Here is a 14,759-nt window from a genome sequence, read left to right on the forward strand (position 1 = left end):
CGGCGTTACTCCTGCACCTTCATCTGTCGCAGCTGGGGGCGTTTCGACGTGGCGAGCTTCTCCAGCCCGACCGCCAACTGGGCGACGGTCGGATTGCGGAACACCGTGGTGACCTTCACGTCGACGTTGAGCTCGCTGCGGATGCGCCCGGTCAGCCGGGTGGCCAGCAGCGAATGCCCACCGTGCGCGAAGAAGTCGACGTCGATGCCGACCTCCGGCACATCGAGCAGCTCGGCGAACAGCCGGCAGAGCACTTCCTCGGTGTGGTTGCGCGGCCCTCGTCCGGTCGCGGCTTCGACCCGGTCGGGTGCGGGGAGCGCCTTGCGGTCGAGCTTCCCGCTCGGTGTCACGGGGAACTCGGCGAGCGGCACGATCGCCGAAGGGACCATGTATTCCGGCAACCGCTCCCGGGCCAGCTCCGTCAGGGCGGCGATGTCCAGGTCCGCCGCTTGCGCCTTGCCGCTGCCCGGCACCACGTACGCGACCAGCCGCTGGTCGCCGGCGCGTTCCTCGCGCACCACGACCACCGCGTGCTCGACGTCCGGGTGCGCGGTCAGCGCCGCCTCCACCTCGCTCAGCTCGATCCGGAAGCCGCGGACCTTGACCTGGAAGTCGGTGCGGCCGATGTACTCGACCTGGTCGTCCGCGTTCCACCGCACCAGGTCCCCGGTGCGGTACATCCGGGTCCCCGGTGCCCCGTACGGACAGGCGACGAAGCGGTTCGCGGTCAGGTCCGGCTGCCCGAGGTAGCCCCGGGCGAGCCCGGCACCGGCCAGGTACAGCTCACCGGCGACCCCGGGCGGGACCGGGCGCAGCGCCGCGTCCAGCACGTACACCCGGGTGTTCCACACCGGTGCGCCGATCGGCACCCGGTCCGCACCGGGCACGTGCTGCCACGCGGTGACCTCGACCGCCGCCTCGGTGGGGCCGTAGAGGTTGTGCACGCCGCAATCCGGCAGCAGTTCGACGACCCGGTTCGCCAGCGCGGCCGGGAACGCCTCGCCGGCGACCTCGATCCAGCGCAGACTCGTGCACTGCTTGGCCGAGGGTTCGGCGACGAACGCCTCCAGCAGGGAGGGCACGAAGTCCGCGCCGGTGACCCGCTCCCGGCGGATCAATTCGGCCAGGTACGCCGGATCGCGGCGCCCGTCCGGTCGCGCGATCACCACGGCCGCCCCGACCTGCAGGGGGGCGAACAGCTCGGGCACCGACACGTCGAAGCTCGCCGACGTGCTGAGCAGCACCCGGTCCTCGACGCCGACGTCGAAGTGCGCCAGACCCCACTTCAACCGGTTCGTGATCGACCGGTGCGACACCTGCACACCCTTGGGACCACCGGTGGACCCGGAGGTGTAGATGACGTACGCGGCGTTGTCCGGCGTCAGCACCCGCTCCGGATTCACCACCGGGTATCCGGACACGTCCGGGAGCGCCCCGTCGAGCACCAGCAGCGGCTTCGCGCTGTCCAGCACATGCCGTACCCGGTCCTCGGGCAGGTCGACGTCCACCGGCAGGTAGGCCGCCCCCGCCTTGACCACCGCGTAGATCGCCACCATCAGATCCACGGAGCGAGGGATCCGCACCGCGACCGGCCGTTCCGGGCCGGCGCCCTGCACCACCAGCCAGTGCGCCAGTTGATTGGCACGCCGGTTGAACTCCCGGTAGGTCAGCGTCTCGTGCTCGCCGATCAGTGCCACCCGGTCGGGGTCGCGCGCCACCTGCGCCTCGAACGCGTCCGGCAGCGTGTCCGCGGCCACCGGATGCGCCGTGTCGTTGACCCGGCGCACCAGCCGGTCCCGTTCGTCCTCCACCAGCACCTCGAGGGCGCCCACCGGCGCGCTCGGGTCGGCGAGCACCTGCTCCAGCACTCGCACGAGCCGGGCGGCGATCGTTTCTGCCGCGTCGCGGTCGTACAGGTTGTTCTGGTAGTCGAGGGAGAGCCGCAGGTAGGGGTCGGAGGCGTTGAGGGTGAGCGGGTAGTGCGAGCCCGCGAACGGCCGGATGGCGTCGATCGTGAAGCCTGCCGAGGTGTTCGCCTCGACCATGCCCTCGCGGTCGATCGGATAGGACTGGAACACGACGATCGTGTCGAACAGGGCGGGCAGCCCGACGCCGCGCTGGATGTCGGCCAGCCCGTGGTAGTTGTGGTCGAGCAGCGCGGTCTGTCGCTGCTGCAGCTCGGTGACGACCCGGGCCACGCTGTCGTCCGGTCGGCAGAACACCCTGATCGGCAGGGTGTTGATGAACAGGCCGACCATCTCGTCCGAACCGAGCAGGTCCGCCGGACGACCGTTGACGGCGGCGCCGAACACCACATCCCGCTGTCCGGTCAGCTTCGCGAGCAGGATCGCCCACGCGGCCTGCAGGAGCGTGTTCAGCGTGACCCCGAGTTCCGCGGCGCGCCGGGCGAGTTCGCGTCCCTTGTCGATCGACAGCGGTACCTCGACCCGCCCCAGCGCGGACGCCGCCTCCTGGAAGGGGGTGTTCGGGGCCACCAGGGTCGGCTGGTCGAATCCGGCGAGCTCGGCGGCCCATCGGGCGGCCGAGGCCTCCCGGTCCTGCGCGGTCAGCCAGGCCAGGTAGTCGCCATAGCTGCGGACCGGGGCGAGGTCGCGGGCCCCGGAGTACAGCCGGATCAGATCCGTGATCACCAGCGGCGACGACCAGCCGTCGAACAGGGCGTGGTGCGCGGTGATGACGAGTTTCGCCCGCTGCGGCCCGCAGGTGAGCAGGGCCACGCGGATCAGCGGTGGGCGCAGGGGATCGAGTTGGTCGGCCCGGTCCTCGGCCAGGAACGCGTCCAGCGCCGCGTCCTGTTCGGCTTCGCCGCGACCGGTCAGATCGATGTGCCGCCACGGCATGGCGACGCGTTCCGGCACGACCTGCACCGGATCGCCACCGACTCCGGTCAGGAACGCGGAGCGCAGATTCGGATACCGGTCGAGCAGTGCCTGCCCGGCCGACCGCATGCGCGCCGGGTCCACGTGCCCGGACAGGTGCAGCACGAACTGCATGTGGTAGACGTCGAAGGAGCCGTCGGCGAGTGCCGCCTGGAACAGGATGCCGGACTGCGACGGGGGCATCGGCCACACCTCGGCCAGCCGGCCGTAGCGCTCCTCCCAGGTCTCGATCTCGTCCTGCCGCACCGAGACCAGCGAGGTGTCCGAGGGCGTCAGCCCGCCGATCTCCGGGCGCGCGGCGTAGCGGGCCATGCCGTGCAGCACCTCGACCCACAGGTCCGCCAGTTCGGCGGTGCGCTCGCGGGACAACACCCCGGTGGGGAACATGAAGACCGCCTGCAACCGGGTGCCCTCGGCGGTGTCCGTGACGACCGCGTTGACCTCCAGCGCGGACAGCGCGGGCAGGTCCGGGTCGGGCGCCGGGATCAGCTCGGCGGACCAGGACGCCGGTCCCCATCCGTGCGCGCGCAGGTGTTCGGGCACGTCGGCGTCGGAGATCCGGCCGAGGTAGTTGAACCCGAGCTGCGGCACCGGGAGTTCGGCGAGTTGCCCGGCGGTCTCCGGGTTCAGTCGGCGCAGCAGTCCGTAGCCCAGGCCCTTGTCCGGGATCGCCCGCAGTTGCTCCTTGACCAGCTTGATCGCCTGCCCGGCCGCGGGGCCGCCGGCGAGCGCGTCGGCCGGGTCCACGCCGCGCACGTCGACCCGGGCGGGGTACATGCTGGTGAACCACCCGACGGTCCGGGACAGGTCGGCCCCGGGAACGACGGCCTCCTCGCGGCCGTGCCCCTCCAGCCGGATCAGGGTCGAGCGGTCCGCGCCGCGCCACCGGTTCACCGCCAGGGCGAGCGCGGCGAGCAGCACGTCCGTCCCGGTGCCGTTGAACGCCGCGGGCAGCCTGGTCAACACCGCCTCGGTGACGTCGGCGGGCAGGTGCACCCGCACGGTGTCGAGCGTGGACATCACATCCACCGCCGGATCGAACGCCCGGGCGCCCAGCGGGGGGTTCGGCGCGGCGAGCATGTCCCGCCAGAATGCGAGTTCCGCTTCCCGCTCCGGGGCGAGCGCCTCGGCCTGCAGCGCCGCCGCCCAGCGGCGGGCCGACGTCCCCACCGCGGGCAGCTCGGGCGTGCGGCCGGAACGGACCTGCTGCCACGCCTCGGCGAGGTCCGACATCAGGATCCGCCAGGAGACGCCGTCCACCACCAGGTGGTGCAGCACCACGAGCAGCCGTCCCGCGCCCGAGTCCGCGGCGAACCAGACGAATTCCGCCATGCTCCCGGCTTCCGGGTCCAGTCGCCCGGTCGCCTCGTCCAGTTCCGTCTTCGCCAGGTCGAGCAGGGACGGGTCCTCCCACCGACCGTCGCACGGAATCCGGCGGATCAGGTCCGCCGCCCGCACGGTTCCCGGTTCACGCGCGACGAGAAAGGGTTCGTCGCCGCGCACCAGGTGTGCGCGCAGCAGGTCGTGCCGGTCGAGCACCGCGTCCAGCGTCGCGGCCAATGCGTCCGCGTCGATGTCCGGGGGCAACTCCAGCGCCAGCGCCATGGCGAACCGGTTCGTGCCGCCGCCGTGCTCGAACACCTGGCGCGCCACCGGCTGCAACGGCATCGGGCCGACGCCGCCGCCCTCGTCCTCGGCGAGCACGGGCATCCGGTCCCCGCGAACGGAGGCCACCTCGGCCAGCCGGGCCGCCGTGCGGCACTCGAAGATCTCCCGCGTGGTCAGCTCCAGGCCCCGGGCCCGGGCCCGGGCCACCACCTGGATCGAGCGCAGGCTGTCCCCGCCCACCGCGAAGAAGTCGTCGTCGATGCCGACCCGTTCCACACCGAGCACGTCCGCGTAGGCCGCGGCGATGATCGCCTCGGCCTCGGTGCGCGGCTCCTGGTAGGTCTCTCCCACGAACTCCGGTTCGGGCAGCGCCGACCGGTCCAGTTTGCCGGTCGGCCCGTAGGGCATGCGGCCCAGCACCACGAAGGCCGACGGCACCATGTAGTCGGGCAGTCGGGCCGCGACGAACCTGCGCAGTTCGGCGGCCGAGGCGCCGGACTGCACGTCCACGTCGCCGATGCCGCCGGCGCCGTCGTCACCGACTGCCTCCCCGCCGGTGTGCACCACGTACGCGACGAGCCGCCGCCCGCCGGAGGGCACCTCCCGGCTGACCACCACCGCCTGGCTGATTCCGGGGTGCGCCTCGCACGCCGCTTCGACCTCGGCCGTCTCGATCCGGAAGCCGCGCACCTTCACCTGGCCGTCGCTGCGGCCGACGCACTCCAGTTGCCCCTGCGCGTTCCAGCGGGCCAGGTCGCCGGTGCGGTACATCCGCTCGCCGGCGGGGCCGAACGGGTTCGCCACGAACCGCTCGGCGGTTTGGCCCGGGCGGCCGTGGTAGCCGCGACCGAGGCAGGTGCCCACCACGTACAGCTCGCCGATCACGCCCTGCGGCACCGGAACCAGTCCCGGGCCCAGCACGTAGGCGCGCATGTTCCCCAGCGGGGTGCCGATCGGTGCGACCTCGCTCTCCGCCCATTCCTCGGACGCCGCGAGGGAGAACGTGGTGGCGTAGAAGCTCTCGCTCTGCCCGTAGGAGTTCACGATCTGCACGCCCGGCAGCGCCTCGCGCACCTGCCGCACCAGTCGGGCCGGGAGCACGTCACCCGCGAAGACGACGGTATTGACGCCGGTCGTCTTTCCCAGGTGGCCGACCAGTTCCCCGAGCACCGAGGGGACCGCGCTGATCACGTCGCCGGCCCAGGTGTCCCGCTCGCCGAGCACCAGGGCGTTCGGGACCACCTCGACCGTGCCGCCGGTGGACAGCGTGGAAAGCAGCTCGAAGACCGAGACGTCGAAGTTCACCGAGGTGCCCGCGAGCATCCGCCAACCGGGCGGCGCGTCCAGCACGCGCACCAGTTCCCGCACGCCGTTGACGACACTGCGGTGGGTGATCGCGGCACCCTTGGGCTTGCCCGTGGAGCCGGAGGTGTACATGACGTAGGCCAGGTTGTCCGGAGCCAACGGCGAGATCCGCCCCGTGTCGTCCGGCGCCCCCTCGGGCGAGTCCCAGTCCGCGCGGTGGTCCAGGTCGATCGTCGAGATGTCGTCGCGCGGCAGGTCCCGCCACGTCCGGGTGTCGGTGACCGCGAATCGCGGAGCCGCTTCGGACAGCACGCTCGCCGCCCGCCCGCCGAGGTACTGCGGGTCCATCGGCAGGTACCCGGCGCCGGACTTGAGGATCCCGAGCAGGCCGACCACCAGGTCCTCGGTGCGCGGCAACGCCAGCACCACCAGGTCTTCCGGGCCGGCGCCGCGCCGGATCAGCTCCCACGCGACGGCGTTCGCCCGGTCGTCGAGCTCCCGATAGGTCAGCGTCCGGTCGTCGCACACGATCGCCGGGGTGTCCGGCGTGCCGGCCACCCGGTTTTCGAACAGCTCCGGGATCGTCAGCTCGGACACCTCCGTGGCGGTGTCGTTGAACCGGACGAGCACCCGGTCCCGCTCGGCCTCGTCGAGCACGTCGAGGCCGCCGATCCTGCTCCCCGCGTCGGCCACCAGCCGGCCCAGCACCCGCACGAACCGGTTCGCGATGCCCTCGGCCGTGTCCCGGTCGAACAGGTCGGTTCCGTACTCCAGCCGGCAGTCCGCCTCGCCCGAGCCGTTCGGGAGCATGTCGAAGAACAGGTCGAACTTGGCCGTGTTGGTCTCGAGCTTCTCGGCCCGCACCCGAAGGCCCGGCAGTTCCAGGTCCGGCACGGGCGGCTGCCAGGAGAGCATCACCTGGAAGAACGGCCGGTAGGCGGTGGACCGGTCCGGGTTCAGCAGTTCCACCAGCCGCTCGAACGGCATGTCCTGGTTGTCGTACGCGGCCAGGGCCCGGTCCCGCACCCGCTGGAGCAGTTCGCCGAAGGTCGGGTTCCCGGAGAGGTCGACGCGCAGCACCCAGGTGTTGACGAAGAAGCCCACGAGGTCCCGCAGTTCCTCGTCGGTGCGACCCGCGATCGGTGCGCCGATGGGCACGTCGTCGCCGCAGCCGAGGTGGTGCAGGAGCACCGCCAGCGCGGAGTGCATGACCATCGAGATCGTGGTGTCCGCCTGCGCGGCCAGCTTCTCCACCGACCGGAGCAGGTCGGCGTCGATCGAGAAGTGCACCACGTCGCCGCGGCTGCTCATCGCCTTCGGGCGCGGACGATCGGTGGGTATCGCCAGCGGCTGGGCCAGATCGGCCAGGTTCTCGCGCCAGTACTCCAGTTGCCGGGCCGCCAGGCTGTCCGGGTCGGACTCGTCGCCGAGCAGGTCGCGCTGCCACAGCGTGTAGTCCGCGTACTGCACCGGCAGCGGCTCCCACGCCGGAGCCCTGCCCTGTCGGCGGGCCGCGAAGGCCGTGGTGAAGTCGCGGAACAGCGGCCCGAAGGACTCGCCGTCCACGGCGATGTGGTGTGCCACCAGCACCAGGGTGTGCTCGCGCGGTCCGCACCGCACCAACTTGGCCCGGATCGGCATGTCGGCGGCCAGGTCGAAGCACTCGCCGGCCATCTCCTCGACCGCCGCCGCCCGCTCCTCCTCGGCGACCTCGACCACCGGCAGGTCGAACGGCTTGCGATCGAAGGGCAGCACCTGCTGGTACGGGACCCCGTCGTCGTCCTCGACGATCACCGTGCGCAGGACCTCGTGTCTGTCGATGACATCGCGAAGCGCCGACTCCAGCGCACCCACGCTCAGCTCACCGGTCAGCCGCAGGGCGAAAGCGCCGTTGTAGGTCGGCGACGGGCCTTCGAACCGGTCCACGAACCACAGCCGACGCTGCGCGAACGACAACGGGATCATTGTGTCTCCAAATCGGCAGAACTACCGGGAAGCAATCCGCCACTCAGTTCTGATCGAGCACCGTCAAGAGGTCGGCGTTGTAGAAGTCGTCCAAGGTGCACGCGCCCGACACCGTCGAGAAGTACCGGTCGATCAACTCCTGGTGACCGACCAGTTTCCGCAACATCTCCGTGCGCCCCTCGGGCTTGAGCTCGGCCACGTTGAGCACGCCCTGGTAGAGGTTGAGGAAGTTGTCGGTCAGGTCGTTCTCGTAGCGCCGCAGCGCCGCCTTGAGCGCGGTCTCGTCGTGCAGCCGCTCCCCGATGCGGTCGGTGAGCGACTGCGCCTGGATGAAGGCGTCGGTGATGCCGCGGGCCGTGATGGAGTCCTTGTGGTGCACCGCGTCACCGAGCAGCACCCACCCGGGCCCGTAGGCCTTGCGGAAGTAGTTCTCCTGGTGCCCTGTGCCGTACATCTGCTCCACGCGCTTGCCCGCCGACATGCGCTCGGACAGTTCAGGGCTCGTCGAGCGGACGGCTTCCAGGTACGCGGGTTCCACCGCGGTGCGGACCTTGGTGAACTCGTCCTGCGGGAAGTAGGTCATGATCAGCGTGAGATCGTCGTTGGTGGGGAGAGTGGCGATCCAGCGCCCCGGGCGCTCGTACAGCTCGAAGCCCGCGGGGACCCCGGCCCAGTAGCTGTAGTAGACGCAGCTCATCCGCGGGTGCTCGACGACGTTCGGCGCACCGACCTTGCGGGCCACCAGCGATCGCATGCCGTCCGCGCCGACGACCAGCCGCGCCCGATCCGTCGCCTCGGCGCCGCCGGGCGTGCTGTACCGCACTCCGACGACCCGGTCGTCCTCGAACACCAGGTCGGTGACCGCGCAGGATTCGCGAAACTCCACACCGGCCGCCACGGCACCGTCCGCGAGGATCGGGTCGAGCACGAACCGCCTGGGCGCGTACGTCGTCCGGTAGCCGTCGACCGGCAGGGAGAAGCCGTCCAGCCGGACGCCGGGCCCCTGGTAGCTCTCCTGGTTGATCGGCGTGCAGCCCGTGTCGCGGAGCTTGTCGAGCAACCCCCACCGGCCGAGCAACGCCACGCCCGGCTGGTGGATGTAGTGCGAGGACAGTGTGTCCTGCGGGAAACGCGCTTTCTCCAGGAGCAGGACGCGATATCCCTGCTGCGCGAACAACATGGCCGCCGGCGAACCCGCACAACGGGCACCTATGACAATTACGTCGTACATGGCGCCTCTCTTGCCAAGTGGTTTATGGATCCCGACGCGGCCGCAGTCGGAATTGTCGCCTTGCCCGAGCACACCGTTGATGCGGCGGCCGAACCGGCCACCGCCGAACACGAATGTGATGCCCACCGTTCCGAACCGGCGGGAGAAATACACCCGGCGCCGTATCGGCCCCAGGTAATCGGTCCCATGTAATCGGTCCCAGGTAATCGGTCCCGAGGAACGGTCACCGGGAACCGGCCGTTCCCGCCCGCCCGTCCCGGTGAAGTCGCCTGAAGCTACTGGGCCACCGCACCCATGGATTCGATGTACGCGGAAATCGACGCCACCGTCGGATTGAGGTACATCCGGTCCGCCGGGACCTCGATGTCCAGCTCCTCGATGAAAGCGCCCTGAATCCTGGCCATAATCACGGACTGACCGCCCAGGGCAAAGAAGTTGTCGTCGACGGATATGTCGTCGCGCTGAAGTTCCCGGCACCAGATGGCGCGTACTCGCTCGGCAATCATCACAGTCCTCTCGGTTGTCATCAAGGTCCGTCGACTATGCCGAGGTGCCGCTGTCGGCGTACCGGTTCCGGCACGCGTCGACCAGCGCCGCCCGGTCCACCTTGCCGTGCGGACTGAGCGGAATCCGCGGGATGTTGATGAACCCGGCCGGCACCATGTTCCGCGGCAACGTCTCCAGCAGGCCGGCGCGCACGTCGTTCTCGGCGAGATCGTCCCCCGACGGGACGATGAACGCGATCAGTTCGGCCTCGCCGGCGTCGGTGTACCTGGTCACCACGGCGGCCTGCGTGACTCCGGCCAGCCTGCCGAGCGCGCGCTCGATGTCGGTGGGATCGATGCGCATGCCCCGCACCTTGACCTGCGCGTCCATCCGGCCGGCGACGACGAGGTCGCCGTCCTCGTTCACGTGGCCTCGGTCGCCCGTGCGGTACAGCCTGCGCGGCTCGCCGTCGACCACGATCGTCGTGAACCGCTCGGATTCGGGCCCCGTGCCGTCGAGGTATCCCGCGCCGACGCTGGTCCCGGAGATGCAGATCTCGCCGTACTCCCCCACCGCGACACCGCGCATGCGCTCGTCGAGCAGGTGGAGGTCGGTGTTGTAGGCCGGCCTGCCGACCGGCGCGATGTCGTGTTCCCCGGGCCGGTAGTCGGCGAGGTCGTACGACGACGCGACATCCGTGCACTCGGCGACGCCGTACTGGTGCAGGAGGGTGCACGTGTTCCCCTCGCGCCGCGCCCAGTCGGTGAGCCGTTCCGCGTGCAGCGGCTCGCCGCCGAAGAGCACGTAGTCCAGCCGGGTGAGCGCCTCGCCTTTGCGCGCGGTCTCCCAGTCCACCAGCAGGTACAGCGTGCTGGAGGCGCAGTGCACCGTGCGGATCTCGTGCCGCTTCAGCATGCCGTAGGCCATCGCGGCGTCGAAGTTCCGGCTCGCCATCAGGTACTGGGTGGCGCCGCAGAACAACGGCATCATCAGGCTGCGTTGCGAGAGGTCGAACCCGAACGCGCTGACGACCAGGTTGTGCGACCCGCGGTGCAGGCCGTACTCGAGCATCAGCCAGTTCAGCAGGTTGAACCAGCCCTCGTGGCGCACGGCGGTCAGTTTCGGCGTACCGGTGGATCCGGACGTGAAGACCGCGTAGCACACGTCGTCCCCGGTGACCGGGACGTCGGGGCCGGTGGTCGGGAGCGTGTCCAGGTGCGCGGACAACTCCTCCAGGACGACGACCTCCACGGACGCGGACTCGACCAGTTCGGCCGTCACCGGGGAGGCCGTGATCAAGGCGAGGTCGGGGACCTGCCCCAGCAGCAGTCGCAGCCTCGCCGCCGGATAGGCCGGGTCGAGCGGCACGTAGGCCGCGCCCGCCTTCAGCGTGCCGAGGATGGCGACGACGATATCGATCGAGTAGTCGAGGCAGACGCCGACCTTCGCGCCCCGGCCGTGTCCGCGCGCGATGAGGAAGTGCGCGAACCGGTTGGCCCGGGCGTCCAGTTCCGCGTACGTCACCTGCCGTCCGGCGCAGAAGACGGCGACGGCGTCGGGGGTGGCCTTCGCGTGAGCCTCGAACTGTGTGTGGACGACGGGTGCCGAGGGCAGGGCCACCCGCTTTCCCTGAAGGATCATCAACTGACTCCGATGTGACGGGTGGGCGTCTCCTCGACGGACTCGATCGGACGGACTCGATCAGTCCGCAAGCCGTCAGTCCGCCGCCATGGCCTCCTGCAGGCTCTTCGGGCGCATGTCGGTCCAGTTCCGCTCGACGTACTCCAGGCAGTCGGCCCTGGCCGCCTCGCCGAAGACCACGCGCCAGCCCGCGGGAACCTCCGCGAACACCGGCCACAGGGAGTGCTGTTCCTCGTCGTTGACCACGACGTGGAAACGGCCGTCCTCGTCGTCGAAGGGGTTTGTACTCACCGGCACCGTCCTTATCAAATCGTCACGACACGACTCGGGATTGGAAACACCAGGACCGAGCGACCGCCGAGCATCTCGGGGCAACTCAGGATTGCAATTCGCCGGGGTCCGGGCGACCCCCGACCACCATGAGGCGACTGGGAATTGCACATCGCCGGGGCCGGGCGCGGGTGCACCGTGCGGTGTCGTCCTGTCGACAGGACACCCGGCATCCGCAGCCGACTCGGCCTGCCGACACCACACCGTAGGACTCGACCGCCGACGCCACAATGCCGGATGATCGCTCATCTCACGGTCATCCGTCCGGACCTGTACCGCACCGAATTCTGTGCCACCATGACCGAGCGTCGGCCCGTGGACGGGCCTGCTCGAATTCGGGTTCAGCCAATCCCCTCCCGCCTGGGCGATCGAGAGCGCGCAGTCGATTACCGACTCGCGCGGCCCGCCGAGGCCTGGTCTCCCGAGTGGAGAAACGTCGGAAAGGCCCCACCCCGAGCGCGGTCGCCACTGCGCGACGGTGTTCGACACAAACCTCATCGACGAACCTGCGACTGGTGATCAATGGTCTTGAAGTCAGAATCCGAGTACGAAACAGCCCCAGACGACGACACACGACGGTCGCTGCTGCGCCACATGCTGGTGGCGAGAGGCATCGACGAGGAGGCCCACCGACTCCAGAAACAGGGCGCGCTGATCCTCTGGCCGTCCTGCCAGGGGCAGGAGGCCGCACAGGTGGGCTCCGCGCTCGCCGTGGGCCCGGCCGCGGCCGTCTTTCCCACCTACCGCGAGCACGCGGTCGCCCTCATCCGCGGCGTGACACCGGACGAGTTGCTCGCGCAGTGGGCCGGGCGCACCTTCTGTGGATGGGACGCGCTCCGGACGCGGTACTTCCCCGCCACCGTGGTCCTGGCGGCGCAGACGCTGCACGGCGTCGGCTACTCGATCGCGCAACGGTTGCAGGAGCGGGAGGACTTCGTCGTCGTGTACGTCGGCGACGGCGCCACCAGCGAGGGCGACATGTCGGAGGCGATGAACCTCGCCGCCGTCGAGTCGGCGTCCGTGCTGTTCGTCTGCCAGAACAACGGCTGGGCCATCTCGAAACCGGCCGAGGAGCAGATGCGCACCTCGGTGGCCGAGCGCGCCCGGGGTTTCGGGATCGAGTCCGTCCGGCTTTCGGGCGGGGACCCGGAAACCGTCTTCTCCGCCTGTTCCCGGGCCGCCACCCACATCCGCGGCGAGCGGGCGCCCTATCTCGTCGAGATCGAGGTGGGGCGCATCCGCGGTCACACGACCTCCGACGCCCAGGAGGCGTACCGCACCCGCGAGGACATCGCGCGGGCCAAGGCCGCGGACCCGGTGTCCGCCTACCGGGACCGGCTGAGCGGCCTGGGCCTGGTGGACACCGCGTGGCTCGACGCCGTCGACGCGGAAGTGCGGGAGCTGTGCGAGCGGTTGATAAAGGAGTACACGTAATGGGCACCGTACGGTCCGCCGGCCTGGCGGAGTCGATCAACGCGACCCTCGCCGACCTGCTCGAACAGGATCCGCGCCTGCTGCTGCTCGGCGAGGACATCGGACGCCTGGGCGGCGTCTTCCGGGTGACCCGGGGTCTGCACGAACGCTTCGGCGAGGATCGGGTACGCGACTCGCTGCTGGCCGAGTCCACCATCGTCGGCCAGGCCGTCGGCATGGCCATGAGCGGGCTGGTGCCGGTCTGCGAGATCCAGTTCGACGGCTTCGTCTTCCCCGCGGTGAACCAATTGGTGACCCAGGCGGCCCGGATCGGCCACCGGTGGAACGGGCAGGTGAACCCGAGTCTGGTGGTGCGGATCCCCACCGGCAGCGGGTTCCGGAGCGTCGAGCACCACGGCGAGTCCAACGAGGCGCTCTTCGCCCACTTCCCGGGCATCTCGGTGGCGTGCCCCTCCACGGGCGAGGACGCCGACCAGATCCTGCGGTACGCGGTGACGCTCGGTTCGCCCGTGGTGATGTACGAGCCGATCCGCCTGTACTGGCGGCGGGACACGCCCGCCCGGGACCCCGAGCCGGCGAGGGCGCCGACCGCGGCCCGGGTGGTACGGCGTGGCACGGACCTGACCATCGCCACGTTCGGCGCGATCACCCACGAGGTGCTGGAGGCGGCGCACGCGCTCGCCCCCGACGTCGACGTCGAGGTGATCGACCTGCGCTGGGTCGCCCCGATCGACATGGCCACGGTCCTGGCGTCCGTCGCCCGCACCGGGCGGCTGCTCATCGTGCACGAGGCGACCAAGGACGTCGGCATCGGCGCCGAGATCGCCGCGTCGGTGGCCGAGCACGGCTTCCACACGCTGCTGGCCCCGGTGCGCCGGCTGGCGCCCGATCGCCGCATCCATCCCCCGGCGGACTTCGAGATGGACTATCTGATCGGTGTGCAGGAGATCAAGGACGAGGTGCTGGTGATGACGAAGTGAGCGACTCCTCCGAGGACATGCAGGTTCCCGAATTCGGGCACGGCCTCGGCGAGGCCCTGCTGATCGAGTGGGTCGCCGGTGTCGGCGACCGGGTCGAGCGGGGGGATGTCATCGCGGTCGTCGAGACCGACAAGGCGAGCACGGAGATCGAGGCGGAGCGCGGCGGACGGGTCACGGCCCACTCCGCGACGGTCGGCACGATCCTCAAATCCGGCGACGTGCTGTATCGGTTGGCGGCCGGCTAGGACACGCCCGGTGCCGCGGCCGATGTCGCGGCACCGGCCTCCCACGCCCCTGGAACACGCCCCGGATCCAAGGATCCGGTCACCTGAACGGAGAGGACCCATGAGCGTCATCGAAAGCCGTATCGCGGAGACCATGCTGGCCAAACTGCGCGAGCGCGACCCGGCGTTGGGCCCCGACGACCTGGCCCGGCCGGTCGCCGATCTCGACCTCGACTCCCTCGACCTGGTCGAACTGCACCAGCAGTTGGAGAGCGAGCTCCAGGTCAAGGGCGACCTGAAGGAGACCGCGGGCTTCGCCTTCCTGGAGGACTTCAGCGCCTATTTCGTGAAGCTGGCGAACCGGGGATGAACGCGGGCATCGTCGACATCGCCACCGCGAAGCCGGGCCGCAGGATCGACAACGACCACTTCGCGTCGATCGGTCTCACCGACGAGTGGATCCGGCGCCGCAGCGGCATCGCGTCCCGCTCCTGGCTGCCGGACGAGGCCCCGCTCGCGGACGTGGCGGCGGAGGCGTGCGCGCCGATCGTGTCCAGGATGCCCGCCCCCTCCTCGATCGGCGCGCTGATCGTGGTGAGCACCTCGACGCGGCAGCGCGTACCCGGCATCGCGCAGAAGGTGGCGCAGCTCGTCG

9 protein-coding genes and 1 pseudogene are annotated in these 14,759 nt (G+C 70.4%); 5 read left to right on the forward strand and 5 right to left on the reverse strand.

Annotation, left to right across the window (positions count from 1 at the left end; genetic code table 11):
* Positions 1-5: 5 nt before the first annotated feature.
* From ACWCPW_RS27560 to ACWCPW_RS27580, 5 genes are all read right to left on the reverse strand, one after another.
* On the reverse strand, positions 6-7,778 hold the full coding sequence (locus ACWCPW_RS27560) for an amino acid adenylation domain-containing protein (protein WP_449764283.1): 7,773 nt from the start codon (positions 7,776-7,778) through the stop codon (positions 6-8).
* A 43-nt stretch (positions 7,779-7,821) separates the two neighbouring features.
* Complete coding sequence (locus ACWCPW_RS27565) at positions 7,822-9,009, reverse strand: NAD(P)/FAD-dependent oxidoreductase (RefSeq protein ID WP_449764284.1); 1,188 nt, start codon at positions 9,007-9,009, stop codon at positions 7,822-7,824.
* Positions 9,010-9,284: 275 nt separating this feature from the next.
* The gene (locus ACWCPW_RS27570) at positions 9,285-9,515 is read right to left on the reverse strand and encodes an acyl carrier protein (RefSeq protein ID WP_449764285.1); all 231 of its coding nucleotides are present in this window, start codon (positions 9,513-9,515) and stop codon (positions 9,285-9,287) included.
* Between the two features lie 34 nt (positions 9,516-9,549).
* Positions 9,550-11,136 carry an amino acid adenylation domain-containing protein gene (locus ACWCPW_RS27575; RefSeq protein ID WP_449764286.1) on the reverse strand — a complete coding sequence of 529 codons (1,587 nt, stop codon included), beginning with the start codon at positions 11,134-11,136 and terminating at the stop codon, positions 9,550-9,552.
* Positions 11,137-11,211: 75 nt separating this feature from the next.
* Positions 11,212-11,427, reverse strand: a complete 216-nt coding sequence (locus ACWCPW_RS27580) for an MbtH family protein (RefSeq protein WP_406293661.1) — start codon at positions 11,425-11,427, stop codon at positions 11,212-11,214.
* A 633-nt stretch (positions 11,428-12,060) separates the two neighbouring features.
* On the opposite strand from ACWCPW_RS27580, the gene ACWCPW_RS27585 reads away from it, so the two are divergent.
* The 5 genes and pseudogenes from ACWCPW_RS27585 to ACWCPW_RS27605 all read left to right on the forward strand — a co-directional run.
* Positions 12,061-12,900: a thiamine pyrophosphate-dependent dehydrogenase E1 component subunit alpha gene (locus tag ACWCPW_RS27585; RefSeq protein ID WP_449764287.1), complete on the forward strand. Its 840-nt coding sequence runs from the start codon at positions 12,061-12,063 to the stop codon at positions 12,898-12,900.
* Positions 12,900-13,880, forward strand: a complete 981-nt coding sequence (locus ACWCPW_RS27590) for an alpha-ketoacid dehydrogenase subunit beta (protein ID WP_449764288.1) — start codon at positions 12,900-12,902, stop codon at positions 13,878-13,880. Before ACWCPW_RS27585 ends, ACWCPW_RS27590 begins: the two co-directional genes overlap by 1 nt.
* Positions 13,877-14,125, forward strand: coding sequence for a biotin/lipoyl-containing protein (locus tag ACWCPW_RS27595; RefSeq protein WP_406293667.1), 249 nt, complete (start codon positions 13,877-13,879; stop codon positions 14,123-14,125). The genes ACWCPW_RS27590 and ACWCPW_RS27595 overlap by 4 nt, the downstream gene beginning before the upstream one ends.
* A 100-nt stretch (positions 14,126-14,225) precedes the next feature.
* Entirely contained in the window at positions 14,226-14,474 is a 249-nt protein-coding gene (locus ACWCPW_RS27600) for a phosphopantetheine-binding protein (RefSeq protein WP_449764289.1), read from the forward strand.
* A pseudogene (locus ACWCPW_RS27605) lies at positions 14,471-14,759 on the forward strand (ketoacyl-ACP synthase III); the annotation flags it as partial. The gene ACWCPW_RS27600 and the pseudogene ACWCPW_RS27605, both read left to right, overlap by 4 nt.

This window comes from Embleya sp. NPDC001921, assembly GCF_053594475.1.

Excerpts from the sequence above, each read along its gene's own strand:
- ACWCPW_RS27590 (WP_449764288.1), top strand. The coding sequence starts at position 12,900 with ATGGGCACCGTACGGTCCGCCGGCCTGGCGGAGTCGATCAACGCGACC.
- ACWCPW_RS27600 (WP_449764289.1), top strand. The coding sequence starts at position 14,226 with ATGAGCGTCATCGAAAGCCGTATCGCGGAGACCATGCTGGCCAAACTG.
- ACWCPW_RS27570 (WP_449764285.1), bottom strand. The coding sequence starts at position 9,515 with ATGATTGCCGAGCGAGTACGCGCCATCTGGTGCCGGGAACTTCAGCGC.
- ACWCPW_RS27565 (WP_449764284.1), bottom strand. The coding sequence starts at position 9,009 with ATGTACGACGTAATTGTCATAGGTGCCCGTTGTGCGGGTTCGCCGGCG.
- ACWCPW_RS27575 (WP_449764286.1), bottom strand. The coding sequence starts at position 11,136 with ATGATCCTTCAGGGAAAGCGGGTGGCCCTGCCCTCGGCACCCGTCGTC.
- ACWCPW_RS27560 (WP_449764283.1), bottom strand. The coding sequence starts at position 7,778 with ATGATCCCGTTGTCGTTCGCGCAGCGTCGGCTGTGGTTCGTGGACCGG.
- ACWCPW_RS27585 (WP_449764287.1), top strand. The coding sequence starts at position 12,061 with ATGCTGGTGGCGAGAGGCATCGACGAGGAGGCCCACCGACTCCAGAAA.